Annotated in this window: 17 protein-coding genes; 2 read left to right on the top strand and 15 right to left on the bottom strand. The window is 63.2% G+C overall.

Translation table 11 applies throughout. The features are described from left to right. Nucleotides 1-83 precede the first annotated feature (83 nt). The 3 genes from NRG23_RS05325 to NRG23_RS05315 are packed head-to-tail and all read right to left on the bottom strand — an operon-like array spanning nt 84 to nt 5,562. Entirely contained in the window at nt 84-683 is a 600-nt protein-coding gene (locus NRG23_RS05325) for a glutathione S-transferase (protein ID WP_257373904.1), read from the bottom strand. After that, entirely contained in the window at nt 680-4,321 is a 3,642-nt protein-coding gene (locus NRG23_RS05320) for an AAA family ATPase (protein ID WP_257373903.1), read from the bottom strand. The genes NRG23_RS05325 and NRG23_RS05320 overlap by 4 nt, the downstream gene beginning before the upstream one ends. Continuing rightward, nucleotides 4,318-5,562, bottom strand: coding sequence for an exonuclease SbcCD subunit D C-terminal domain-containing protein (locus tag NRG23_RS05315; protein WP_053268914.1), 1,245 nt, complete (start codon nt 5,560-5,562; stop codon nt 4,318-4,320). Before NRG23_RS05315 ends, NRG23_RS05320 begins: the two co-directional genes overlap by 4 nt. A 309-nt stretch (nt 5,563-5,871) precedes the next feature. Here NRG23_RS05315 and NRG23_RS05310 point away from each other — a divergent pair, with 309 nt between their 5' ends. Beyond that, nucleotides 5,872-8,034 carry a KAP family NTPase gene (locus NRG23_RS05310; protein WP_257373902.1) on the top strand — a complete coding sequence of 721 codons (2,163 nt, stop codon included), beginning with the start codon at nt 5,872-5,874 and terminating at the stop codon, nt 8,032-8,034. A gap of 65 nt (nt 8,035-8,099) precedes the next feature. Here NRG23_RS05310 and NRG23_RS05305 read toward each other — a convergent pair whose 3' ends face one another. The 12 genes from NRG23_RS05305 to NRG23_RS05250 form a co-directional block, all read right to left on the bottom strand. Further along, nucleotides 8,100-8,459, bottom strand: coding sequence for a hypothetical protein (locus NRG23_RS05305; RefSeq protein WP_257373901.1), 360 nt, complete (start codon nt 8,457-8,459; stop codon nt 8,100-8,102). Nucleotides 8,460-8,582: 123 nt separating this feature from the next. After that, a complete protein-coding gene (locus NRG23_RS05300; RefSeq protein WP_257373899.1) occupies nt 8,583-10,232 on the bottom strand; it encodes a BatD family protein in 1,650 nt (549 codons plus the stop codon). Then, nucleotides 10,229-11,989: a VWA domain-containing protein gene (locus NRG23_RS05295; protein ID WP_257373898.1), complete on the bottom strand. Its 1,761-nt coding sequence runs from the start codon at nt 11,987-11,989 to the stop codon at nt 10,229-10,231. Before NRG23_RS05295 ends, NRG23_RS05300 begins: the two co-directional genes overlap by 4 nt. Next, nucleotides 11,986-13,062: a VWA domain-containing protein gene (locus NRG23_RS05290; RefSeq protein ID WP_257373897.1), complete on the bottom strand. Its 1,077-nt coding sequence runs from the start codon at nt 13,060-13,062 to the stop codon at nt 11,986-11,988. The genes NRG23_RS05295 and NRG23_RS05290 overlap by 4 nt, the downstream gene beginning before the upstream one ends. Beyond that, nucleotides 13,055-13,549, bottom strand: a complete 495-nt coding sequence (locus tag NRG23_RS05285) for a DUF4381 domain-containing protein (RefSeq protein ID WP_009048743.1) — start codon at nt 13,547-13,549, stop codon at nt 13,055-13,057. Before NRG23_RS05285 ends, NRG23_RS05290 begins: the two co-directional genes overlap by 8 nt. After that, nucleotides 13,546-14,490, bottom strand: a complete 945-nt coding sequence (locus NRG23_RS05280; RefSeq protein ID WP_009048744.1) for a DUF58 domain-containing protein — start codon at nt 14,488-14,490, stop codon at nt 13,546-13,548. Before NRG23_RS05280 ends, NRG23_RS05285 begins: the two co-directional genes overlap by 4 nt. Before the next feature lie 5 nt (nt 14,491-14,495). After that, entirely contained in the window at nt 14,496-15,455 is a 960-nt protein-coding gene (locus NRG23_RS05275) for a MoxR family ATPase (RefSeq protein ID WP_009048745.1), read from the bottom strand. Nucleotides 15,456-15,677: 222 nt separating this feature from the next. Next, on the bottom strand, nt 15,678-16,370 hold the full coding sequence (locus tag NRG23_RS05270; protein ID WP_256587584.1) for a formyl transferase: 693 nt from the start codon (nt 16,368-16,370) through the stop codon (nt 15,678-15,680). A 534-nt stretch (nt 16,371-16,904) separates the two neighbouring features. Next, a complete protein-coding gene (locus tag NRG23_RS05265; RefSeq protein ID WP_038632093.1) occupies nt 16,905-18,245 on the bottom strand; it encodes an MFS transporter in 1,341 nt (446 codons plus the stop codon). Between the two features lie 63 nt (nt 18,246-18,308). Next, a complete protein-coding gene (gene lhgO / locus NRG23_RS05260) occupies nt 18,309-19,502 on the bottom strand; it encodes an L-2-hydroxyglutarate oxidase (protein WP_009048747.1) in 1,194 nt (397 codons plus the stop codon). Nucleotides 19,503-19,615: 113 nt separating this feature from the next. Next, entirely contained in the window at nt 19,616-20,326 is a 711-nt protein-coding gene (locus tag NRG23_RS05255; protein ID WP_009048748.1) for a FadR/GntR family transcriptional regulator, read from the bottom strand. A 134-nt stretch (nt 20,327-20,460) separates the two neighbouring features. Further along, nucleotides 20,461-20,814 carry a hypothetical protein gene (locus NRG23_RS05250; RefSeq protein ID WP_009048749.1) on the bottom strand — a complete coding sequence of 118 codons (354 nt, stop codon included), beginning with the start codon at nt 20,812-20,814 and terminating at the stop codon, nt 20,461-20,463. A 508-nt stretch (nt 20,815-21,322) separates the two neighbouring features. On the opposite strand from NRG23_RS05250, the gene NRG23_RS05245 reads away from it, so the two are divergent. After that, nucleotides 21,323-26,194: an NAD-glutamate dehydrogenase gene (locus NRG23_RS05245; RefSeq protein ID WP_257373895.1), complete on the top strand. Its 4,872-nt coding sequence runs from the start codon at nt 21,323-21,325 to the stop codon at nt 26,192-26,194. Nucleotides 26,195-26,280 lie beyond the last annotated feature (86 nt).

The raw sequence follows: 26,280 nt of genomic DNA, 5'->3' as shown, positions 1-26,280 counted from the left end.
CAGCAGCGCTCCATCCATCGCATCGCGTTATCGTTGCGGATTTATCGCGAGCAAGCTTCGCTCCTACATAACAGGTGTCAGGCTCAGGCCTTGGCCATGACTGCGACAAACAGCTCCGACTCCAGGAATCGCTGCAACCAGCGCTGCAGATTCCGGTAAGGCGCCTGCGCAAACCACTCGCGATCGACATGGGCGAACTGCCGCACGAAAGGCGCCAGGGCCATGTCCGCCAGGCTCGGGTGATCCGCCAGCAGGTAATCGCACTGGCTCAACAGCTCATCCAACTGCCGTAGAAATACTTCTCCCTGGCCGCGGTAATGCTCCATCGGCTGCTCGGGATAACGCTCGGCGTATTTGTAGCGATTGAGGTGCAGCTTGAACATCTGGTCGTTTTCCGCGATCAGCGCCTCGATCCGTTGCTGCGCCGGCCCATCGTCCTTCAGCAGCCAATCCTGCGGATCGTGCTGGGCCAGGGCCCAGCGCATGATGTCCAGGCTTTCGTCGATCACCCGTCCGTCAGCGTTGAGCACCGGCACCGTGCCCTTGGGCGACAGCGCCAGCATCTCGGCCGGCTTGGCCTTGAGGTTGACCTCGACTATCTCCAGCGGCACTCCGCTGTAGCGCAGCGCGAGGCGGGCGCGCATGGCGTAGGGGCAGCGGCGGAACGAATACAAAGTATTCATTTCACCTCCAGGGTGCTCAGGCCATTGCCTTGGCGCCGTACCTGGATCTGCACCGGAATCCGCTCGTGCATTTCCTGCACATGGGAAATCACCGCCACCTTGCGGCCCTGGGCCTGCAAGCCGTCGAGGGCGTCCATCGCCAGTTGCAGGGACTCCGGATCGAGGCTGCCGAAGCCTTCGTCGATAAACAGCGACTCGATCTTCAGCGTGCTGGAGGCCATGGACGCCAGGCCCAGGGCCAGCGCCAGGGACACCAGGAAGGTCTCGCCGCCGGACAGCGAATGCACCGAGCGCAGTTCATCGCCCATTTCCGTGTCCATTACCAGCAGGCCGAGCATGCTGCCGCCGCGCTTGAGGCGATAGCGCCGCACCAGCTGGCGCAGTTGCGCGTTGGCGTGATGCACCAGCAGATCGAGGTTGTAGGCCTGGGCGATCTTGCGGAAGGTGTCGCCGCTGGCCGAGCCGATCAAGGCATTGAGCCGCGCCCAGCGTTGCCATTCGGCGTAGGCCTGGGCGATCTGCTCGCCCAGCGCCTGGTTGGCGTCTTGCCGGCGCTGGTCCTCGGTCTGCTGGGCGCGCAGTTCGGCGCTCAGCTGTTCGCTGGCGGCCAGCTGGCTGTGCAGTTCGCTCAGGGCGCTGGCCAGTTGTTCGGCGTCGAGCTGGCCGTCGTGCTGGGCCTGATGGCTGTGCAGGCGTTGCTCGCGTTCGGTGACCAGGACCTTGGCCTGTTCCACTGCCTTTTCGCTCGCTTGCAGTTGTTGGCGCAACGCAGTGACCTGCTGGTCGTCGAGGCTGAGCAGCTGTTCCAGGCCGCCGTCGTCCAGTTCCGGGTGCTGCTGGCGCCAGTCGGCGATCTTGCTGCCCAGCGCCTGCTGTTCGGCTTCCAGGGCCAGCAGGCGTTCCTCCTTGCCTTGCAGTTCCGCGCCCAGCTGCACCAGCAGGCTACGAACTTCCTGCAACTGCTGGTTGGCCTGCACGTCGGCGGCGCGCGCCTGTTCCACGGCCTGTTCCAGATGTTGCTGCCACTGCTCGGCACTGGCGTGTTCGCCCAGCAATTGCGCGAGCTTGTTGCGGGCGGCCTGCTGCTGTTCGGCCAGGGTTTTGAATTGCTCCTGCGCGGCTTGCAGTTGCTGCACCCGGCTCTGCTGGCGGTCCTGTTCCTTGTCCAGGGCCAGCTGGCGCTGTTGCTGCTCCTGTTGTTCTTCCTTCTGCTGGTCGAGCTGTTCCAGGCGCTGCATCACCTGCTGGTCGATCTGCATAAAGGTCGCGGCCGGGTCGCTGCGCAGGGCTTCGAGGGTATCGGCCGGCAGCAGGGTGGCGAAGGCCGACAGTTCTTCCTCCAGGCGCTGGCGATCCGCGCCCAGCTGCTGTTGCTGCTGGGTCAGGTGTTGCGTGGCTTCCTGGCTGGCCTCGACCGCCGCTTGCAGTTGCTGTTGCAGGCGCCCGGCATCCTTTTGCAGTTTCAGCAGGGCGCCTTGGCGCTGTTCGTCCTGCTGGATGCTTTGGTTCAGCTGGCTCAGTTGCTGGTTCAGCCAGGCGTCGCGCTTGCCGGCGTCCTGGTCGAGCAGCGCCGCCGACAGCGGATGGGCTTCGATACTCGGCGCCAGGGCCTGCTGCTGGCTTGCCAGTTGCTCCTGTTGCTGGAGGAATTCCTTTTGCTGGGCGATCAGGCCGCCGACCTGGCTGCGCAGTTCGGCGAGCTTTTCCTTGAGTTCGTCCACCGCCTTGCGCGCGTTGGCTTCTTCGCTTTCGTCGTGGCGACCCAGGCTCTGCAACAGCGCCTCGGGCTGATGGTAGGGGTGCTCGTGGCTGCCGCAGACCGGGCAGGGCTGGTCGTCCTGCAACTGTTCGCGCAGCTCCTCGACACTGGCGCTGCGCGCCAGGCGCTGGCGTTCCAGCAGTTGCTGGGTCACCGTCAGGGTTTGTTCGGCGACCGTCAGTTCAGCCTTGCTCTGCAGGCCGATCCGGTTCAGCTCTTCGCGCTGGCGCGCCGCGGTCTGCTGCTTGTCCGCCAGTTCCGCGCCGCGCTTGTCCAGCTCCTGCTGGCTGGCCCACAGCCGCGCCAGTTCTTCGAACGCGCGCTGTTGCTTGCGGTTGTCCTGCAGCAGGTCGCTGAGAATCTGCAACTGTTCGGCCACCGCATGGGGCTGGGCGCCGGCCTCGCTGTACAGCACTTGCAGCTCATCGCGTTGCGCGGCCAGTTGCTGCGCCGCGCTGGCGGCCCGTTGTTGCAGGCCGGGCAGCTCTTCCTGGCCCTTGTTCAGCCGGTTGCCAGCCAGCATCAGCTGTTGCAGGCGATCGCGGTAGGCATTCCAGGCATCGCTCAGCGGCGCCAGATGGGTGCTGTGTTCCAGCTGCTCGGCAATCCGCTGCAGGCGTTCGCCCACCAGCCGCTGCTGTTCGAGCATGGCCTGGATCGCCTGCTGGCCTTGCTCGCTGGCCTGTTGCAGTTTGTCCTTGAGCTCGCCGGCTTCGCCGCAGGTCTTGCCCAGGTGGGCGAGGGTGCTTTGCTCGGCAAAGGCCTCGCGCAGCAGCGGGGCGCCGGCGCTTTGCTGTTCCTGGGCGGCGAGTAACGCGGCCTGGGCCGTGCCCAGTTGTTGCTCCAGTTCGCCCTGGCGTTGCTGCTCTGCGCCTTGTTGCTGGCGCTGTTGCCGGATCTGTTCGCGCAGTGGCATCAGTAGCTGGTTCAGTTCTACCTGCCGGGCGAACTGATGACGCTGCGGTGCCAGCTGCTCCAGGCGGGTCAGCCTGGTCCGCTCGCTGCCCAGGCCTTCCCAGGTCGCTTGCGCTTGTTGCAGTTGCTCGGCGGCGCTCCGCTGCTGGTCCTGCAACTGCTGCAGTTCCTTGAGCCAGCCGTGTTGCAGCTCCAGCTGTTTGAGTTGCGCCTGCTGGCCCTTGAGCTGTTGCTGGGCGGCGTCGAAACGCTGGTCCAGCTCGGCGCGGGCCTCTGGCTCCAGCGGGGTGATGCCACTGGCCTGGGCCTTGAGGGTTTTGTGCTGTTCCTCGGCTTCCTTGCTCTTGCTGTAGGCGCGCCGCCCGAGCTGGCTGTAGATCGAGGTGTTGGTGAGCTTTTCCAGCAGCTCGCTGCGTTCCTTGTCGTCGGCCTTGAGAAAGGCGCTGAACTCGCTCTGGGCCAGCATCACCGCGCGGGTGAACTGCTCGAAGTTGAGCCCCAGCTTGGCTTCGATCAACTGCTCGTAGTCGCGCTTCTGGCTGGCCAGCAGTTGATTGCTGTCCAGGTCGTGCAGGCTCTGCTTGCTGGCCTGCAGTTTGCCGTTGGCCTTGTCCCGGGCGCGGTTGGTTTCCCAGCGGGCGCGGTAGCGATGGCCGTCGATGCCGACGAAGTCGACCTCGGCGTAACCGCTGCCGGTGCCACGCCGCAGCAGGGTGCGCGGGTCGCTGGTGAGCATCTCGCTGTCCACCTCCGGCACCTTGGTCTCGCGGCCGATATTGTTCAGCCGCGGCACCGCGCCGAACAGCGCCAGGCACAAGGCGTCGAGCAGGGTGCTCTTGCCGGCGCCGGTGGGCCCGGTAATGGCGAACAGCCCGGCGCTGGCCAGGGGCTCGGCGCTGAAGTCGATTTCAAAGGGGCCGGCCAGGGAGGCCAGGTTCTTCAGGCGGATGGCAAGAATCTTCATGGCTGCTCCTCCTCGTGCTGCACTTCCTGGAGCAGTTGCGCGAAGTCCTTGAGGGTCTGTTCATCCACCTCGCTGCCGTAGCTGTCCAGCCAGGCGCGGCTGAACAGGTCCTGCGGGCTGAGCTGGTCCAGCTCCACCAGTTGCGCGGCGCCGTCGTCGCCCTCGCGGCCACCATTGCCGGCGTATTCGGCGGCAATCCGCACCAGGCGCACGGCCTTGCCCTGCAGGGCGCTTTCCACTTGCTGGCGCAGGTCTGGTTGCGGTTCGTCCAGGCGCACCCGTACTTCCAGCCAGGGCTGGCGCTGCTCTTCGGCCAACAGGTCGATGTCCGGCAGTTCTTCCAGTTGCAGCAGGATCTCCGCCAGTGGCGCCGGGCCCAGGCGTTGCAGGTTGACCGCCCGCGGGATCAGCCGCGGCTCGACGCTGACCAGGGTTTCGCCGTCGAGCTGGATATCGAGGATCTGGTGCTGGTAGCCGATCTCCGAGAACGACAGCGGGATCGGCGAGCCGCTGTAGCGAATGCGCTCCTCGCCGTTGACCTTCTGCGGCTTGTGCAGATGCCCCAGGGCCACGTAGCTGATGCTCGGGCCGAACAGGCTGGCGGGCAGGGCCTCGGCATTGCCGATGATCAGGCTGCGCTCGGAGTCTTCCGATATCGAACCGCCGGCCATATGTGCATGACTGATTGCGACCAGCGCCTGGCCCGGCTGACGCTTGGCATTGGCCGCGGCGATCAGCCATTCATGCACCTGGCCGATACCCCGCAGGTAATCGTCACCCAGGTGCGCGCCCGTGACCTCCGCCGGCCGCAGGAACGGCAGCGCCAGGCACCAACCGGCAATCGCGCCGCTGGCATCGGGCAACGGCAGCAGCAGACGCTCGCTGTCCAGCTGCCCGTCGTCCAGCCACAGCACCCGGCCCAGGGCATGGGTGCGCAGACGCCGCATCAAGGGCGCCGGCAACTCGATGCGCGAACCGGAGTCATGATTGCCGGCAATCATCACAATGGTCAGGCCGGGCTGCTGTTCATGGGCGCTGACGATAAAGTCGTACAGCCGCTCCTGGGCTTTGACCGGCGGATTGACCGTGTCGAAGATATCGCCGGCGATCAGCAGTACGTCAGGGCTGTGCAGCGCCAGCTGGCGCAACAGCCATTCAAGAAAGCAGGCGTGCTCGAAGTCGCGTTCCTGGCCATGGAGGTTCTGCCCCAGGTGCCAGTCGGAGGTGTGAAACAGACGCAAGGCAAACTCCGCAAACAATCAGGTGAGCCGCAGGGAGGAGGAGAGCGGCGTGAGGGAGGAGAGTTTAATGGTAAATCGGGTGTGGGGCTTGATTGGATGTGTAGATGGAAGCTGTAGAAGAGGCTGCTTTTGACTCGAGGTAGTCATTCGCCAGGGGCAACTATCGGTTAGAAAAGGCCATCGAGCACCTACCTATCAAGGGCGATTCACATGGATGTGGGGATTATTAAAGATTTCGCCTACAATTTTTGTCGACACCATACAGCATCTAAAAATTGAACCGTTGGTAAAGGGAAGATGATTTTGGGCGTGGAAAATATTAGCTTTCTAGCAAGACAAGACCGGGCAATTGAGAGCTCCGAAGCCGACGCTTTAGAACGAGGCCCGTTCATTGCGAGTCTTGTAAAAACGCTTGTCCACACCGAACACAACGAAGATAGTACTGTCTCGTCACGCAAGGCGACTGGATTTGTTGTTGGTCTAACGGGCGAATGGGGACTAGGGAAATCGAGTGTCCTTAATTTGCTTGGTGAAGAGCTTAAAGTCATGGAGCATGTTGTTGTGGCAACTTTAAATCCATGGTTATTTAAGGGGCGTGATGAGCTAGTACAGGCGTACTTCAACAGTTTGCGAGAAGCTCTCGGCCAAAGCTCAAGTGAGAAAGTTCGAAGCCTGCGGGGATATCTTGAGCGTTATAAGGCATCGATAAAGTTTGTCGGAGCGACGAGTGCAGCGGTCATCGATGTTCTAATTGGGAATGGAGCCGCCACGGTATTCTGGAAAAAGTGGCTAGTAAAAGCCGTTAGTATGTTGATCAAACCCAAAGACCTGACTGCGGTACAAGAACGCAAGTCCCTTGAGTGCAAGCTTGCGGAAGCCAACGTCGCTGTTGTTGTGCTGATTGATGAATTGGATCGAGTTGAGGATGAGGAGGTGCGTGCGGTCGCACAACTCGTCAAAGCAGTAGGGGATATCAAGGGGATCTCCTACTTAGTAGCCTACGATCCGGATCGCGTAACTCAAGCGTTGGGAAAAGGCAGCAGTCCTGAGGAGCGGCGTAAAACAGGAGAAGGCTATCTAGAAAAAATCATCCAGTTTCCAATCCCTCTGAGGCCTCTATTCGAAGGCGACGCAAGGGCACTCCTACTCAACTCTATGAAATATAACCGAGTTGAGTTGCCACCAGCAGATCGTCCGCATCAGACTGCAATCTATGAACAGTTACTTCGCTTAGTGCGTACACCACGAGAAATAAAGCGATTGATTGGTGCGTATTCAGTGTTGGAGGAAATCGTCCATGGCGAAATCTGTCCATATGATGTCCTTGCATACAGCTGGTTAGTCACCAAAGCACCAAGTATTCGTCAGCTTATTGCAGACCGCATTCAGAGGCTTGTGGATGATCCAGGTGTTTCAGAAATGCTCAGACAGCAACAGTGGAGGGCGGCTAATAAGGATGCCGTTGAAACGCTACACGATGTGCTGGGCACCATAGATGAAAGCTACGCAGATATGCTTAGGTTGTTATTTCCTCGCTTCGGTGACGATCGAGCGGTTTCTATAGGGGTGGAAAACGGTGATAGGATTACGAAACGCAGAAACCTTATTAGGCTGCTCTACTTAGGTAATCCACCTGGCATGATGTCCAGAACTGATATTGAAAGAGTATGGTCGCTTCAAAGCGTTGACAAAGCACTAAGTGCGTTGAGAGTGCTGAAAAGTTCTGGGCGGCTTGATCAGGTTATCGATCGTGTCGGCGATATTTTGCCAGTTTTATCAAGCTCTGGAGATCAGGTTTTTTGGATTGCAATTTCACACTTATTGGTCCGTGAACACGATTGGATTTTAGGTGAGGAAAATACAGGCAACGTCGTCGATGATGCCGGCGCAATACTTTGGAACTTTGCACCGTCTACACCAGACGCCAAAGTGCGGGTCAAAGCTATTGTACAGTCGTTGATAGCGAATGGAGATCTGCTCATCGTTCCCTGGATACTCAGAAAACACCTCTTTGCCCACGGGTTGACACCATATCGTAAGCAAAATCATGGTGAGGTGATTTTTGACCTTGAAGAGACCATTAAACTTCGAGATTTGGAGCTCCCTCGTTATTATAATTCTGTAAAGTCAGGGGTTGCGATTCGTAAGCTTCCGGATACTGAAGCGATTTTTTGCATACTCAACAGCAACTTCTGGGATGATGCACTTAGGCAATCTCTGACTGCACAGCTAGATAGCATGAGTGCAATCTCTACAATCGCCGCTCTGTTGAGTCCTCCTAACGTGATTGTTGATCTAAGCACTCTTGATCAAATATTTGATGCGGATGCGGTACTAGGAATGACTCGAAGACTCCTTAGAGACGAAGGTTTTCCTGAAAATGAATGGCTAGCTTCATCAGTCCGCCGTTTTCGGGGGGCTCTACTCGGTCGAGATCCGCATTTTAGTAGTCCAGATGACGAAGATTTTTAATGGGCACGATAAATTGGATGTCGATAGTTAGATTCTAGGAGTTACCCAATACCACACAAACTCGCTCAAATACGCGCCAGTAGTAGCAGATACATCCGTTCAAGCAGATTGGCTCCCAGCCCACGCTTTTCGTATTGCTCAAACAGTTCGAAGCGCTCCAGGCGCAATCCGGTAGTGCGCAGTGCCAGGCAGTCGGCTAAGGCCAGCCGGGACAAGCAGTCATCAAGCACACGGTAAGGCTGGTTGGACCGAATAAGCCATCCCAACTCAGTCTGCTCGGCATTGCAGAACAACAACTGGCAATCAGCCTTCAGTTCATGATCGAGAATCGAGTTCAGCTGCTCTCGCAGGTGAGTGGTTGGCTGGAGGGTGCCGCCACTCAAATGGGTGACGAGCAGAAATCGGGCGCTGGAGGTGATGATCAAAATTCGTGGCCTGCCTCGGCGGGGGAGAGTGGGGATTAGCTCACTCTCGGCCCGTGCTGAGGAATGGGAGAATTCTGAAATGGGGTGCAGAAACCGCAGCGCAAGGCTGTGCGGTTTCCTCGGTTATTTCGGATAGAGCGGTGGCAGGCTGCTGGTGTCGGCCAGCGGGGTCTGTACGTGTTCGGCGATCGGGATGGCGCGGATTGCGCGCCACAGTTCTTCACCTTGCCAGTAGTGGCCGGTTTCGCTGTAGAGCGCGCCGTTGAGGCCGTCCAGGGCGTCGGACAGGGGCACGAAGCGCGCGGCCATGTCGGCCAGGGTTTCCGGTTGCTGGCGGGCCCAGGCGTCCAGGGCCTGGCGGGTGGCCTGCGGGTCGTTGGCCAGGCAGGCGCGCTTGAGGTCGTCGAGCAGGGTGCGCGGGCTGGGGCCGGTCTGCGCGGCGCGCAGGATCGCCGGTTGCCAGCGCGCCCGCCACCAGAGGCCGAAGCCGAGCAGGGTGGTGCAGGCGAGGAGCAGGGTGCTGAGTTTCCAGGCCCACAGGGTGCCGCTGTCGCCACCGGCACCAGCCGTTGCCGCACCAGCCGGGGTGTCCACCACCAGGCTCGGGTTGTTCGCCACTTGCAGGGTGCGCGCCGGCAGGCTGCTGCGTTCCAGGTGGTCCTCATGGGTGTTCCACCAGACCACTTCCAGCGCCGGCAGGTCGATGCTGCCGCTGCGGTTCGGCACCAGGGCCTGGCTGTCTTCGCGGCTGCCGATCAGCCCGCGGTCGCTGACCTGATTGCTCAGTTGCGGCTGGTCCGGGTAGCTGCGCAGGCCATTGGCCTCGGTCACCGGCAAGGGTGGCAGCTGCGAGCTGGACAGGCCTTCGGCCTTGAGGGTCAGGCTGCGGGTCAGCGAGTCGCCGACCTGGCTGTGATCCGGCTCGGGGTTCCAGCTTTCGCTCAGGCTCAGGCTGCGGGCCGGCAGCCAGGGCGCGTCGGCCGGGTATTCGACCGGCTTGGCCTTGACCGTCAACGGCATCTGCGCCGAGCTCACGTGCACCAGCTTGCCCGGTTTCAGGCCCTGGGGCGCAGGGGCCTGGGTGTTCGCGGCATCGGCCAGGGTGGCGCTGAAGATCAGCTCGGGAATGTTCAGCACGCCGCTGTGCTGGGGAAAGATCGCGTAGCGGATCTCGATCACGCCGTGGCGCACGCCGTTGATGACCTTTTCATAGGTGCGCGACTCGCCGAGCTGTTCGACCCGGGCATCGTCGATTTGCAACGGCGTCAGGCTGCTGTCGTCGTACAGCGACACCGAGTGATAGATGTGCAGGGTCAGCACCGCCTGGGCCTGCACGTAGACGCTGTCCTGGTCGAGGCTGGCGTCGATGAACACCGGTTCCAGCGGCGCGCTGTCGCTGCGGCTTGCGCTTTGCAGCACTTGCAGGGTGATCGGCTGGCTCTGTACTTCGCCCAGTTGCAGGGCCGGGATCACCACGGTGCCGGTGGTCTTGGGCAGCAGGGTGATGATCCAGCGGGTGATGGCGCGGTTTTCGCCGTTGAGGCTGGTCAACTGGTTGACCTGGCGCGTGCCCTGGACCTCGAACTGCGCTTGCAGCGGCGTCAGGTCGGGTTTGCCGAACAGCGTGACATTGTTGGATTCCAGGGTCAGCTCGACGGTTTCCCCGGAGTTCACGCGGCTGCGGTCGACACTGGCGACCAGCCCCTCGGCCCGGACCGCGAAGGCGCCGAGCGTCAATACCAGCGTGAGTAGGAGGGTGGTGAAGCGGGTCATCGAATTTTTCCCTGATCCTGATGTTGTTGCTGTTCGTACCAGAACTTGCGGCGCAGCAGCTCGCCCGGATCGTCCGGAATCTGCCGCAGCCATTGTTCCAATGCCTGACGGTGTTCGCCGTCGAAATTGTCCTGGGCATCGCGCAGCGGCGGCGTGGTGGTCTGTTCGTCGCCCAGCTCGCTGCCGGGAATCGCATCGTTGCCCGGGGTGGCGACCTCGTCGTCCGTTGCCTCGTCGGCGCTGGCGGGGTGACCGTTCTCCGGTGGCTGCTGACCCGGGGTGACCGGTGCCTGGGTCGCCGCGCCGGCTTGTGGCGGCTGATGGGTTTCGTCGTTGTCCTGGCTTTCGCCCTTGGCCGGTTCTTCCGCGGGTGCGGGCTCGGTTTCCTGCAACAGGCGTTCGACCAGGGCCTTGTTCTTTTGCGTGGCCGAAAGCTCCGGTTGCAGCTCCAGGGCCTGCTCGTAGGCATCCAGCGCGGCTTCCAGCTCGCCGCTCTTGGCCAGGGCGTTGCCACGATTGTAGTGGGCGCGGGCGTCGTTGCCTTCGGCAAAGCGCTGAGCGGCAGCGGCGTAGTTGCCGGCCTCGTACAGCGCCACCCCTTGCCACTGCGGGTCCTCGAAATGCTGCGCCGCCTCGCCGGGCCGCTTCTGCTCCAGCAGGCGCTGGCCCTGCTGGTCGGGGCGCAGCCACAGGTCGTTGAACTCGAAGGCGTAGCTGGGCTGCGGCACGGTGAACAGCAGCAGCGGCAGGCAGAACAGCCAGCCGCGGCGCCCGGCGCAGGCGGCCAGCAGCAACAAGGGCAGCAGCAGCCAGTAACCCTGGTCGGCCCAGGTGTCCAGGCGCAGGGTCTGGCCGTCGCTGCGCAGGTTCTGCGGGCCGCTGAGCAGGCCCAGGCCGCGCAGGTCGTTATCGTCCAGGCGCGCCGGGCGATAACGGCCGCCGACCTCGCCGATAAAGCGCTTCAGGCTCGGGCTGTCGAGGCGCGACATCAGAATCGCCCCCTGTTCGTCCTTGAGAAAGCTGCCGTCTTCCTGGGCCACCGGCGAGCCCTGGCGGCTGCCGACCCCCAGCATCAACAGTTGCGGCGCCTGGCCGCCGAGGGCCTGGCGGATGCCTTGGCGTTCCTGCTCGCTGAGGGACGAGCCGATCAGCAGGATCCGGCCCTGGCCCAGCGCGCCCTGGTCCAGCAGCTTCAAGGCCTTGAGCAGCGCCAGGTCGGCGCGGTGCCCGGGTTGGGGCATGATCGATGGCTTGAGGGCTTCCAGCAGGTTGTGGCTGGTGGCCAGGTCATCCGACAGCGGCACCAGGGTGTGGGCGCTGCCGGCATAGACCACGATTGCCGTCTGCGCATCGCTGCGCACCTGCAACAGGTCCAGCAGCTTGCGCCGGGCCTGCTCCAGGCGATTGGGCGGGACGTCGCCGGCGAGCATTTCCGGGGTCAGCTCCAGCAGCACCACCAACGGGTCGGCCGGCTTCTGGCTGGTTTGTTCGACCCGCTGCCAGCCGGGGCCGAGCAGGGCCAGTACGGCGAGGATCCAGGCCAGGCCGAGGGCGACCCACGGCAGCTTGCTTTCGCGGCCGTTGCCGCCGCTGAGCAGGGCGGCGTGAAAGGCCGGCGGCAGGATCATCTGCCAGCGTCCGGCGCGTTTCTGCCGGTGCCACAACTGCCACAGCAGCCAGCCGAGCAGCGGCAACAGCAGCAGCCACCAGGGGCGGAACCAGTGGGGCCAGAGTTCGGCCCAGAACGGCGCGCTCATCGACGCCTCCGCAGGCGCAGGCGTTTGAGCCGTTCGCGCCAGTCTGGCAAAGGTTGCAGAAAACGCTCGCGGGTGAAGAAACGGTGCAGCGGATGGTCCGGCCAGCGCTCGCGCACCACCAGCAGGATGCTCAGCAGCAGCGCCCCGGCCAGCGGCCAGCTGTACAGCGCCTGGGCCGAACGGGCCTGGGTCGGCTGTTGGGTCACCGGTTCCAGTTGGTCGAGGGTGTCCTTGATCGCTTGCAGTTCCTGGCCGTCACGGGCGCGGAAGTAGCGCCCGCCGGTGGCAGCAGCGATGGCCTTGAGCGCCGGTTCGTCCAGGTCCAGGCTCGGGTTGAGGCCGAGGAAACCCAGGGTAGCGCTTTGCTCCGGGTCGGCGCCGATGCCGATCGGGTAGACCTTCACGCCTTCTTCGGCGGCCAGGCGGGCGGCGGTCAGCGGGTCGATTTCGCCGCCGTTGTTGGCGCCGTCGGTGACCAGGATCAGCACCCGGCTCTGCGCCGGCCGCTGGCGCAGGCGCTTGAGCGCCAGGCCGATGGCGTCGCCGATGGCGGTGTTCTTGCCGGCGATGCCGATCTTCGCTTCGTCCAGCCACACGCGCACGGTGTGTCGGTCGAAGGTCAGCGGCGCTTGCAGGTAGGCCTTGCTGCCGAACAGGATCAGCCCGACGCGGTCGCCTTCGCGGCTTTCCAGGAAGTCGCCGAGCAGGTGCTGGACCAGGTTCAGGCGGCTGACGTCTTCGTCCTGCCACTGCATGTCGGGGAAGTCCATGGAACCGGAGACATCCACCGCCACTAGCAGGTCGCGGCCGCTGGCAGCCACGGGCAGCGGCTCGCCCAGCCATTGCGGGCGGGCGGCGGCAACCAGCAGCAACAGCCACAACAGGATGAAGGGGGCCTGTTGGCGCCAGGTTGGCAGATTGGCCCGGGCGCGGCGCTTGGCCAGGCCTTCCAGGTCGCTGAGGAAGCTGACCTTGAGCGCCGGTTCGCCGCTATCGGCCACCGGCAGCAGCACCCGCAGCAGCCAGGGCAGCGGCAGCAGGGCGAAGATCCACGGCCAGGCGAACTCAAACATGTTTGCGAATCCAGATTTCCACCGCCTGGGTCAGGCCGGCGATGGCCTTGTCGTCGAGCTTGCACTCGGGCTTGTAGGCGCCTTCCACCAGGACCATCCAGCGCGTGAGGCCGGCCGCCGGGCAGCGGTTGTCGAGGAACGCCAGCCACTTGCGGCCGTTGAGGGTGTGGCTCTGGCTGTAGGGGTAATGGTTGCGGCACAGGCGCTTGAGCAAGCCATTGAGCTGTTGCAGCCAGGCACCGGCGGGCGCGCCGTCGTAGGGCTTGGGCAGCAGCGCCAGTTCGGCGAGGGCGGCCAGGCGCACCGGGTCCAGCGGTTGTTCGGTGCGGGGCAGGGCGGGCTGGCGTGGCCAGAAGCGCTTGAGCCGCCACAGTCCGAAACCGAGCAACGGCAGCAACACCAGCAACAGCCACCAGCCCGGCGCCGGCGGCCACAGGCCGATGGCGGGCGGGGCGATCAAGGGTTGCAACTGGTCGAGGCTGCTCATCGGGTTTTCCCCGGGCGTTGCGGGTTCAGGTACTCGCGCAGTTGCTCGACCATTTCGCTCTGGGTGCTCAGGGGCATCAGCAGCACCCGCAGCTTCTGCGCCAGCAGTTCCCAGCGGGCGATGCGCGCTTCGCCCTGCGCCCGATAGGCCTGGCGCAGTTCGTAGTTGAGGGTGTCCAGCTCCAGCTGCGCGCCACGCTCGGCAAAGCGCAGCAAGCCGGCGGCGGGCAGGGCGTGGTCCAGCGGGTCGGACAGCGGCATCAACAGCAGGTCGCAATGCCGCGACAGCAGGCTCAGTTGCTGCTCGGCGGCGTCGCTCAGGGCGCGCTCGTCGCAGATCACGATCACCAGGCTGCCCGGGCGCAGCACTTCGCGGCCACGGCGCAGGGCGGTGCCGAGGGCGTCGCGCTCGGGTTCGGTTTCGCTGTGCAGCGACTGGTTGACCCGCACCAGGCGGTTGAGCAGTTGCAGCAGGCTCTGTTTGCTGCGCCGTGGCTTGATCTCGTAGTGGTCGTCGTCGCCGAACACCAGGCCGCCGACCCGGTCGTTGTGGCCCAGGGCGGCCCAGCCGATCAGGCTCGCGGCCTGGGCGGCGAGCACCGACTTGAACATCAGCCCGGAACCGAAGAACAGCCGCCGGCTCTGCTCGACCATGATGAAGATCGGCCGTTCGCGTTCTTCGTGGAACAGCTTGGTGTGCGGCTCCTGGGTGCGCGCGGTGACGCGCCAGTCGATGGTGCGCACGTCGTCGCCGGCCTGGTAGACCCGCACCTGGTCGAAGTCGACGCCGCGGCCGCGCAGCTTGGAGTGGTGCAGGCCGACCAGCGGGCTGCGCTGGCTCGGCGTGGAAAACAGCTGCACTTCGCGCACGCGATGGCGCATCTCGATCAGCTCGGCGAGGCTGACGCGGATGCCCGGGGCATCGACTGAGCTGGCGTTCATCGGGGTCAAGCGACGGCTACGACGTCGAGAATCCGCTGGACCACCCGGTCCTGATCGATGCCGGCGGCTTCTGCTTCGAAGGACAGAATGATGCGGTGGCGCAACACGTCGAACAGCACCGCCTGGATGTCCTCGGGGCTGACGAAGTCGCGCCCGGCCAGCCAGGCGTGGGCCCGGGCGCAGCGGTCGAGGGCGATGGAACCCCGCGGGCTGGCGCCATAGGCGATCCATTCGGCCATCTCCGGGTCGAACTTGGCCGGGGTGCGGGTGGCCATCACCAGTTGCACCAGGTATTCCTCCACGGCGTCGGCCATGTACAGGCCGAGGATTTCCTTGCGCGCGGCGAAGATCGCCTGCTGGCTGATGCGGCGCTCGGGCTTGGTTTCGCCGTTCAGCGCTTCGCCACGGGCCTGTTGCAGGATGCGCCGTTCGACGGTGGCGTCGGGGAAGCCGATCTTCACGTGCATCAGGAAACGGTCGAGCTGGGCTTCGGGCAGCGGGTAGGTGCCTTCCTGCTCGATCGGGTTCTGCGTGGCCATCACCAGGAACAGCGGCGACAACTCATAAGTGCTGCGGCCGACACTGACCTGGCGCTCGCCCATGGCTTCGAGCAAGGCCGACTGGACCTTGGCCGGGGCGCGGTTGATTTCGTCGGCCAGCACCAGGTTGTGGAAGATCGGCCCTTGCTGGAACACGAAGCTGCCGGTTTCCGGGCGATAGATTTCGGTGCCGGTGATGTCGGCCGGCAGCAGGTCGGGGGTGAACTGGATGCGATGGAACTGCGCTTCGATGCCTTCCGCCAACTCTTTGATGGCCTTGGTCTTGGCCAGGCCCGGGGCGCCCTCGACCAGCATGTGGCCGTCGGCGAGCAGGGCGATGAGCAAGCGCTCGATGAGTTTTTCCTGGCCGAGAATCTGCGTTGAAAGAAAGGTTCGCAGCGCGAGTAGCGCTTCACGATGTTCCATCGATGACTGTTCCTGCAGAGGGTGACCGAAGGCGTTCGAATAACGCCAGGGCTGGGGGCGTTACTTTAATCTATCCGGGCCCCTGGCGACTAACGGCACCTGGCAAATTTCTGTAAATAATGGGTAATTGCGTTGAGCGACGCCAACCTTTTGCGGCGTCGTTTTGAGCATTTTCAATGCCCCAGCAACAAGGCCTCGGCAAGCCTTGCCGCCGTCCAGCGCTCAAGGAGCGCTTATGCGCAACGGAAATCCGTACGATTCGAAAAGATCCCAGACGTCCTCGCGATCGAAGAGCCGCCACCCCAGTGTCGTGAACCGCATCAGGTCATCCTCGTCGGGAAAGGAGTAGTAGGCCCCGGCAGATGGATCCTGGGGCGTCCCCGTCATGGGCTCACCGCGCTCCAAGCGCCTGATTGCGTTCATGATGAGACCCGCGCCTGGTTGATAAAGTGAAAGGATGTGCCACAGCAAGGAGCGCTCCTTTTCGACGGCCACACGCGCAGTGTCAATGATGCGACCCACATCAATGCCGGGACTGTCGATCCAGTGGAGAGTGCAACCGATCTCCGGGTCCCCGTTCAGCAGCGCCCGGAAGGTCGCGAGGACACCTCGATATTGAGGCAAGAGGCCAGAGTGCAGATTGAGGACGCCGCGTGGCGCAATGGCCAAGGCTTCATTCTTCAGGATTTGACCAAAGCGGATGGAGATGAACAGATCCGCTCCCGCATCCTGCAGCATTTGCAGGCCCGCAGGATCCCTCAAGCTGGGCAATACCTGCACAGGAACCCCAAAGCGTTGCTGCAGTTCTGCAAAACCGAGTCGATGCCCGCTGCTGACCGGGTCGCTCGATCCGCTTAACCCAGGGGGCAAGGCATTGAAGAGGTCCTGCTCGATCAATGCCAGTTGTCCGAGCATGGGTGGCACCTTCCTGCCCGATCCCACTCTCTCCGAGAGGAAGATTCCCACTGTGCTCTGGTGAATCTCAGGCAACAGGAAATTGAGCGTGAGATTGCTCTCCACGTCCCGGTTCACCAGAAAAGCGATTCGCAACTTCAGACCTCCTCTGTCAGACCTGCCTTGAGAGGCAGCAACGGCCGATCCAACACAAGCGGATCGATCCCATTCCCATTGTTTTGCCACGGCGTATGGACGCAAGGCCCGATCTGCTCGATCAATTCCGGCATCAGGCCTAGCATAGTTGCTCTTTCGTCATTGCTACGTCCCCCAGCGGCTCCTGGCCGTTCTCTGCCGATCATGGTTACAACGCGTGCTGGTGAAATCCGATGCAAATGACCGGTCAGGTCGGATGCAAATGGTGCTCAAGTGGCGTGCAATTGCGCAAATAACCGGTAAGGGTCCGCAACGCCGGGACCTGTTGTGAGGATCGGGGGAAGGGGATGGCAGCGGGTGCCTGACGCGCCGCCAGCACGGCGCGTCAGTGGGTTGTGCTCAGTTCTTGAAGCTGGAGTGCTTGCGGCCCTGGTCGCACAGGGCGAAGACCACCACCATCACCGCCGAGACCGCCAGGATCAGCGCCACGCCGTCGGTCGAGTGAGTGGCCGAGTTGGCGACCAGGGCCAGCCCGCCGAGGGGGGCCAGGCCGCCGGCGATGGCAGTGCCGATTTCCCGGCCGGTACCGAAGCCGGAGGAGCGGGTCTGGGTCGGGAACTGGCGGCTGAGGAACGAGCCCTGGGGGGCGAACATCATCGGCGCCAATACCCCGGTGCCGATGGCGATGGCCAGGTAGATCATCAGCGGCTCGCCGGTATTGAGCAGGCTCAGGAACGGATAGGCGAACAGCACCGAGCACAGGCCGCCGAGCATCAGCACCTTCTTGCTGCTCCACTTGTCGCAGAGCCAGCCGAAGCAGGGCACGGCAACGATCGCCACCAGGCTGGCGATGGTCACCGACAGTGAAGTGACATGGGCTTCGACGCCTTTGTACTGGGTCAGGTAGGCCAGGGAAAAGGTCTTGAAGATGTAGCTCAGGGCGTTGTAGCCGATGGCCACGAACAGCACCACGGCCAGGCCCTTGAGGTCGTTCTTGAACAGCAGCTTGAGGGGCGAGGCCTGGGCCTTGGCGTTGTGTTTGTCCTGTTCCTTGTCCAGCTTCTCGAACTGCGGGGTTTCCGGAATGCTGCGGCGTACCCACAGGCCGACGCCGACCAGGGCGATGCTGCAGACGAACGGAATGCGCCAGCCGCCGGAGAGCAGGAACTCGTTGCCGTTCATGGTCAGCAGGTAGACGGTCAGCGACGACAGCAGCAGGCCCAGGTTCAGGCCCAGCGCTGGCCAGGCACCCTGGCTGCCGCGCTTGCCTTCGCTGGCGTGCTCGTAGGAGGTCACCGCCGCCCCGGACAGTTCGGCGCCAGCACCCAGGCCCTGGATGATCCGCACCAGCACCAGGATGATCGGTGCCCAGATGCCGATCGAGGCATAGCTGGGAATCAGGCCGATCAGGGTGGTGCACACGCCCATCATGCAGAAGGTGATCACCAATACCTGTTTGCGCCCGAACCTGTCGCCCAGGTAGCCGAACAGGATGCCGCCGAAGGGACGGGCGATAAAACCGATGGCAAAGGTGGAGAACGCCAGCAGCGAGGCGACTTTCGGGTTGCTGGGGTCGAAGAAGATTTTCGAGAAGACGATGGCCGCCATGGTGGCGTACAGATAGAAGTCGTACCACTCCAGCATCGAACCGAAGATGGTCGCCGCCGCCACCTTGCGCAGGCGTTTCTGTTTTTGTTGCGGCGTTTCGCATGCGGCCGGGGCCGCCTCATGTACTGACATCTGAGGATTCCTTGTTGTTTGTAGTTATTTTCAAGCGGGCGCCAGGCACCCGTGCAGCGGGGATCAACGGGCTTTGCGGATTCTCTCGGCAATCATCTGGCCAATGGGGATGGCCGAGGTCGCGGCCGGCGAGGGGGCGTTGCAGACGTGAACCATGCGCGGGGTTTCGGCGAACAGGAAGTCGTGCACCAGGGTGCCGTCGCGCATCACCGCCTGGGCGCGAATCCCGGCCTCATAAGGCAGCAGGTCGTCGACTTCCAGGGACGGGCAGTATTTGCGGCACTGTTCCAGGTAGCCGCGCTTGAACAGCGAGTTCTTCATCTCCGTGGTGCCGGAACCGAGATTGTTCCAGATGGTTTTCCAGAAGCCGGGGAAGGTCGCGTACTCGGCCACGTCGCGCCAGTTGATGGAGAACTTGCGATAGTTCTCGCGGCCCAGGCCGAGCACGGCGTTGGGGCCGACGGTGACGCTGCCGTCGATCATCCGGGTCAGGTGCACGCCGAGAAACGGCAGCTCCGGATCGGGGATCGGGTAGATCAGATGATTGACGATGTTGTTCTTCGCCGCCGGCAGGCGGAAGTACTCGCCACGGAACGGGACTATCTGGTGGTCGATTTTGACCCCGGCCAGGGCCGCCAGGCGATCCGATTGCAGGCCGGCGCAGGCCACCAGCTGGCGGGCGCTCCAGACCTTGTCGTCGCTGCTGATGGTGACTTTGTCGGCGGTTTCGACGATGGCGCGCACCCTGGTTTGCAGCTGCACTTCGCCGCCGGCCTTCTGGATGACCCGGGCCATGGCTTCGCACACCTGCTTGTAGTCGACGATGCCGGTGGCATCGAGGAACAGGCCGCCGAGGCCGACGATGTTCGGTTCGCGCCGTTGCAGCTCTTTCGCGTCCAGCTGTTCGACCTTCAGGCCGTTCTGCTGCGAGCGCTCGTACAAGGCGTGCATGCGCTCGACTTCCAGCGGCGTGGAGGCCACCAGCAGCTTGCCGCAGACCTCGAACTTGATTTGGTGCTGGGTGCAGAAATCCTTGGTCGCCTGGGCGCCGCGCTTGCACAGGTCGGCCTTGAGGCTGCCCGGGGCATAGTAGATGCCGGCGTGGATCACCCCGCTGTTGTGGCCGGTCTGGTGCCGGGCCAGGACGTTTTCCTTTTCCAGAATCAGCAGCGAGGCGCCGGGCTGGCGTTCGAGCAGCGCGATGGCGGTGGCGAGGCCAACGATGCCGCCGCCGATGATGCAGTAGTCGTAGATCATGCAGATGTCACCTTGGTTATTCTTGTTTGAGTCTGATAATCAGGTTGTCAGACAAAGCTAGGCAAACAAAAGACGCCGCACGGCAGCGTCCGCCAGACAGTGGTTTCAGGGATTCAATCGATACTCGGCAGGTCGATTTTCAAGCGTTTGGCCGCGGCCCGCAGGTGCTCTTCGGCGCAGGCGGCGGCCTGCTGCCGGTCACCGGCGGCGATGGCTTCGTACAGTGCCTGGTGTTCGCGGCCGGCATCGGCGGAGCCGCCGACCGAATGGGCCGCCGAGTTTTCCCAGGCGGTGCGCCGCGCTTCGGCCAACTGGCCACGGAGAAAATCATGGAAGGCGACGAAGTAGTGGTTCTTGCTGGCGTCGGCGATGGCCCGGTGGAACTCCACGTCGGCCAGGGCCGCCGCGGCCAGATCGCTGCGCTGGTCGTGCATTTCCTGCAGGGCAGTGCGCATGCGTTGCAGGTCGGCTTCGTCGCGGCGCTGGGCGGCGATGGAGGCGGCTTGGGTCTCGATCCACAGGCGCATTTCGAACATCTGCACCAGGTCGGGCTTGCGGCCCTTCTGGCTGGGGAAACGGAACACGCTGCCGCTGGGGTTCTGCGAAATGAACGAGCCCAGCCCGCGGCGGCTGACCAGGATGCCATCGGCCTTGAGTTGCGCCACGGCCTCGCGCACCACCGAGCGGCTGACGTTCAGTTGCTCGGTCAATTGCTGTTCGGTCGGCAGGCGCGATTCGGCGGTCAGGCGACCGGCGTCGATTTCCTTGCGGATGGCGTTGACCACTCGTTCGACCAGGGTGTCGGGGCGCTGGAGCTGAAGCATGGAGGAGGTGGCTCGTAAGTCAGGTTGTCAGACAATGCCGGGGCGCCGGTTTCTTGTCAAGAAACCAGTCGCTTGCTCACAGCGGATTGAATCAGGGCTCGTTGATCGACGCTCGTAGGATCAAAGCTCGTAGGTCAAAGCTCGCTGATATAGGTGCCGGTGCCCTTGAGGATGTTCTGCAGGGTTTGCTCGACTTCCGCCAGGTCCGCCGCCGCGGTGTTGTGCTTGATCTCCAGATGGTCGCTGCCATTGAGCGCGTCGGCGTCGGTCGCGGCGATTTCGATCAGCAGGCGGGTCGGGCCCAGGGTGACTTTCACCCCGTCCAGGGTCGAGGGTTCGCCGTCTAGGGTGATTTCCAGTTCGTCCTCATCCGGGTAGCGGGTCATCAGGAACATCTCGCCCTGGTTGCTGTGGCAGCAGAGCATGGCCATGTTGTCTTCTTCGTCGTCGCACGGGTTGGCGATCAGGTGGGCGGTGGTCATTTGCATGGGGCGAGTCCTGGGTCTGGCTCCGTGGGGGAGCGGGGCGAACAAAGTGCAATTCTGCCAGCCCGGGGGAATTTCTGCTGCTTTGTGTGTCAGAGAACAGGTCACGCCGGCGTCGCTGCAATGGTCCGTTTCTGGCACGACAGTCCCGTAAAGCCTCGGCGCGGCCGCTGTTTTGCCCGGCGACTGCTAGTGTTGTTCAAGGCCTGGCCCGCCAGTTGCCTGCCAATGACCGAATATGTCGCAGCACCGCAAGCAGCGGGCTTGCCGCACTCGTTAAGCTGCGCAACGGATGAGCACCTGTAAAGGCATTGCCCGGCGCACCTGGGCAGTCGTTTTTGCAGATGCCCCTCCGGGAACGGTGAATGTGACCTGAGCGTCTCGTACAGCTTCACCACCCTGTCATCCTGCGACCTCTGCCCGAGATCCAGGAGCAGGATGACCGACACCCCCGCAAGGGGGATTGCATGCGACGCTTTCATCAATAACAAGCCCAAGCGGAGTACCACAGATGGCGTTCTTCACCGCAGCCAGCAAGGCCGACTTCCAGCACCAACTGCAAGCGGCACTGGCGCAGCACATCAGTGAACAGGCACTGCCACAAGTGGCGCTGTTCGCTGAACAATTCTTCGGCATCATTTCTCTGGACGAACTCACCCAGCGTCGGCTGTCCGACCTGGCGGGCTGCACCCTTTCTGCCTGGCGCCTGCTTGAGCGCTTCGACCACGCGCAACCGCAAGTGCGCGTCTACAACCCCGATTACGAACGTCATGGCTGGCAGTCGACCCACACCGCGGTCGAAGTGCTGCACCATGACCTGCCGTTCCTGGTGGACTCGGTCCGCACCGAGTTGAACCGCCGCGGCTACAGCATCCACACCCTGCAGACCACCGTGCTGAGCGTGCGTCGCGGCAGCAAGAACGAGCTGCTGGAAATCCTGCCCAAGGGCACCCAGGGCGAAGGCATCCTGCAAGAATCGCTGATGTACCTGGAGATCGACCGCTGCGCCAACACCGCCGAGCTCAATGTGCTGAGCAAGGAACTGGAGCAGGTGCTCGGCGAAGTGCGCGTCGCCGTCGCCGATTTCGAGCCGATGAAAGCCAAGGTCCAGGAACTGATCGATGGCATCGGCAACAGCCAGTTCGAGATCGACGCCGATGAGAAGGGCGAGATCAAGAGCTTCCTGGAATGGCTGGTGGGCAACCACTTCACCTTCCTCGGCTATGAAGAGTTCGTGGTGCGCGAAGACCAGCACGGCGGCCATATCGAGTACGACCAGGACTCCTTCCTCGGCCTGACCAAGCTGCTGCGCGCCGGCCTCACCGTCGACGACCTGCGCATCGAAGACTACGCCGTGAACTACCTGCGCGAACCGACGCCGCTGTCGTTCGCCAAGGCCGCGCACCCAAGCCGCGTGCACCGTCCGGCCTACCCGGACTACGTGTCGATCCGCCAGATCGATGCCGACGGCAATGTGATCAAGGAATGCCGCTTCATGGGCCTGTACACCTCGTCGGTGTACGGCGAAAGCGTGCGGGTGATTCCTTATATCCGCCGCAAGGTGGAAATCATCGAACAGCGTTCCGGCTTCCAGGCCAAGGCGCACCTGGGCAAGGAACTGGCCCAGGTCCTCGAAGTGCTGCCCCGCGACGACCTGTTCCAGACCCCGGTCGACGAGCTGTTCAGCACCGTGATGTCGATCGTGCAGATCCAGGAACGCAACAAGATCCGCGTGTTCCTGCGCAAGGACCCGTATGGTCGTTTCTGCTACTGCCTGGCCTATGTGCCGCGCGACATCTATTCCACCGAAGTGCGGCAGAAGATCCAGCAGGTGCTGATGGATCGCCTGAAGGCCACCGACTGCGAGTTCTGGACCTTCTTCTCCGAGTCCGTGCTGGCGCGCGTGCAACTGATCCTGCGGGTCGACCCGAAGAACCGCATCGACATCGACCCGCTGCTGCTGGAAAAAGAAGTGGTGCAGGCCTGCCGCAGCTGGCAGGACGACTACGCCGCACTGACCGTCGAAAGCTTCGGCGAAGCCCATGGCACCAACGTCCTGGCCGACTTCCCGAAAGGCTTCCCGGCCGGCTATCGCGAGCGCTTCGCCGCGCATTCGGCGGTGGTCGACATGCAGCACCTGTTGAGCCTGTCCGAGGCCAACCCGCTGGTGATGAGCTTCTACCAGCCGCTGACCCAGTCCACCAGCCAGCCGCTGCTGCACTGCAAGCTGTACCACGCCGATACCCCGCTGGCGCTGTCCGACGTGCTGCCGATCCTGGAAAACCTCGGCCTGCGCGTGCTTGGCGAGTTCCCGTATCGCCTGCGTCACGCCAGCGGCCGTGAGTTCTGGATCCACGACTTCGCCTTCACCGCGGCCGAAGGCCTGAACCTGGATATCCAGCAGCTCAACGACACGCTGCAGGACGCCTTCGTCCACATCGTCCGTGGCGATGCCGAGAACGATGCGTTCAACCGTCTGGTGCTGACCGCCGGCTTGCCATGGCGCGACGTCGCGCTGCTGCGTGCCTACGCCCGTTACCTGAAGCAGATCCGCCTGGGCTTCGACCTGGGTTACATCGCCAGCACCCTGAACAACCACACCGATATCGCCCGCGAGCTGACCCGGTTGTTCAAGACCCGCTTCTACCTGGCGCGCAAGCTCACCGGTGATGACCTGGAAGACAAGCAGCAACGCCTGGAGCACGCGATCCTCACCGCCCTGGACGATGTCCAGGTGCTCAACGAAGACCGCATCCTGCGTCGCTACCTGGACCTGATCAAGGCCACCCTGCGGACCAACTTCTACCAGACCGACGGCAACGGCCATAACAAGTCGTACTTCAGCTTCAAGTTCAACCCGCACCTGATTCCCGAGCTGCCCAAGCCGGTGCCGAAGTTCGAGATCTTCGTCTACTCGCCGCGCGTCGAAGGCGTGCACCTGCGCTTCGGCAACGTCGCTCGCGGCGGCCTGCGCTGGTCCGACCGTGAAGAAGACTTCCGTACCGAAGTCCTGGGCCTGGTAAAAGCCCAGCAAGTGAAGAACTCGGTGATCGTGCCGGTGGGCGCCAAGGGCGGCTTCCTGCCGCGTCGCCTGCCGCTGGGCGGCAGCCGGGACGAGATCGCGGCCGAAGGCATCGCCTGCTACCGCATCTTCATCTCCGGCCTGCTGGACATCACCGACAACCTCAAGGACGGCGCCCTGGTGCCGCCGGCCAACGTCGTGCGTCACGACGACGATGACCCGTACCTGGTGGTGGCGGCGGACAAGGGCACCGCGACCTTCTCCGACATCGCCAACGGCATCGCCATCGACTACGGCTTCTGGCTGGGCGACGCGTTCGCTTCCGGCGGTTCCGCCGGCTACGACCACAAGAAGATGGGTATCACCGCCAAGGGCGCGTGGGTCGGCGTGCAGCGCCACTTCCGCGAGCGCGGCATCAATGTCCAGCAAGACAGCATCACCGTGGTAGGCGTCGGCGACATGGCCGGCGACGTGTTCGGCAACGGCTTGCTGATGTCCGACAAGCTGCAACTGGTCGCGGCCTTCAACCACCTGCACATCTTCATCGACCCGAATCCGGATCCGGCCACCAGCTTCGCTGAACGCCAGCGCCTGTTCGACCTGCCGCGCTCGGCGTGGAGCGACTACGACACCAGCATCATGTCCGAAGGCGGCGGCATCTTCTCGCGCAGCGCGAAGAGCATCGCCATCTCGGCGCAGATGAAAGAACGCTTCGACATCCAGGCCGACAAGCTGACCCCGACCGAGCTGCTCAACGCCTTGCTCAAGGCGCCGGTGGACCTGTTGTGGAACGGCGGTATCGGTACTTATGTGAAAGCCAGCAGCGAAAGCCACGCCGATGTCGGCGACAAGGCCAACGATGCGCTGCGGGTCAACGGCAACGAGCTGCGCTGCAAGGTGGTGGGCGAGGGCGGCAACCTCGGCATGACCCAGCTGGGTCGTGTGGAGTTCGGCCTCAATGGCGGCGGTTCCAACACCGACTTCATCGACAACGCCGGTGGCGTGGACTGCTCCGACCACGAAGTGAACATCAAGATCCTGCTCAACGAAGTGGTGCATGCCGGCGACATGACCGACAAGCAACGCAACCAGTTGCTGGCGAGCATGACCGACGAAGTCGGTGGCCTGGTGCTGGGCAACAACTACAAGCAGACCCAGGCCCTGTCCCTGGCGGCCCGTCGCGCCTTCGCGCGGATCGCCGAGTACAAGCGCCTGATGAGCGACCTGGAAGGCCGTGGCAAGCTGGATCGCGCCATCGAGTTCCTGCCGTCGGAAGAGCAGCTCAACGAGCGCGTCGCCGCCGGCCACGGGTTGACCCGTCCGGAACTGTCGGTGCTGATCTCCTACAGCAAGATCGACCTCAAGGAACAGCTGCTCAACTCCCTGGTACCGGACGACGACTACCTGACCCGCGACATGGAAACCGCGTTCCCGCCGACCCTGGTCAGCAAGTTCGCCGAAGCCATGCGCCGTCACCGCCTCAAGCGCGAGATCGTCAGCACCCAGATCGCCAACGACCTGGTCAACCACATGGGCATCACCTTCGTGCAACGCCTGAAGGAGTCCACTGGCATGAGCCCGGCTAACGTGGCCGGTGCTTATGTGATTGTGCGTGACATCTTCCATCTCCCGCACTGGTTCCGCCAGATCGAGGCCCTGGACCACCAGGTCTCGGCCCAGGTGCAGCTGGAGCTGATGGACGAGCTGATGCGCCTTGGTCGTCGTGCCACCCGCTGGTTCCTGCGCAGTCGCCGCAACGAGCAGGATGCCGCGCGTGACGTCGCGCACTTCGGTCCGCACCTGGCAGCGTTGGGCCTCAAGCTCGACGAACTGCTGGAAGGCCCGACCCGCGAAGGCTGGCAGACCCGCTACACCGCTTACGTCGAAGCCGGCGTGCCCGAGCTGTTGGCGCGCATGGTGGCAGGTACCACCCACCTGTACACCCTGTTGCCGATCATCGAGGCCGCGGATGTCACCGGGCACGACGCCGCCGATGTGGCCAAGGCCTACTTCGCCGTGGGCAGCGCCCTGGACCTGCCGTGGTACCTGCAGCAGATCAGCGATCTGCCGGTGGCCAACAACTGGCAGGCCCAGGCACGCGAAGCCTTCCGCGACGACGTGGACTGGCAGCAGCGGGCGATCACCATCTCGGTCCTGCAAATGGCCGACGCGCCAGAAGACATGGAAGCCCGCGTGGCCCTGTGGCTGGAGCAGAACCAGAGCATGGTCGAGCGCTGGCGCGCGATGCTGGTGGAAATCCGTGCCGCCAGCGGCACCGACTACGCCATGTACGCAGTGGCCAACCGCGAATTGCTGGACTTGGCCATGAGCGGTCAATCGGGCCTTGTAGCGGCGGCCTGATCGAGCGCTAAATGAAAAAGCCCCGTATCGCGAGATACGGGGCTTTTTTATGGTCTCGCGAAATGTTGTAGCCGCTGCCGCAGGCT

This window comes from Pseudomonas sp. T8 (assembly GCF_024610635.1).
Lineage (GTDB): Bacteria > Pseudomonadota > Gammaproteobacteria > Pseudomonadales > Pseudomonadaceae > Aquipseudomonas > Aquipseudomonas chlororaphis_I.
The sequence above is the reverse complement of the archived record's forward strand: the minus strand, read 5'-3'. Positions and strand labels throughout refer to the sequence as shown.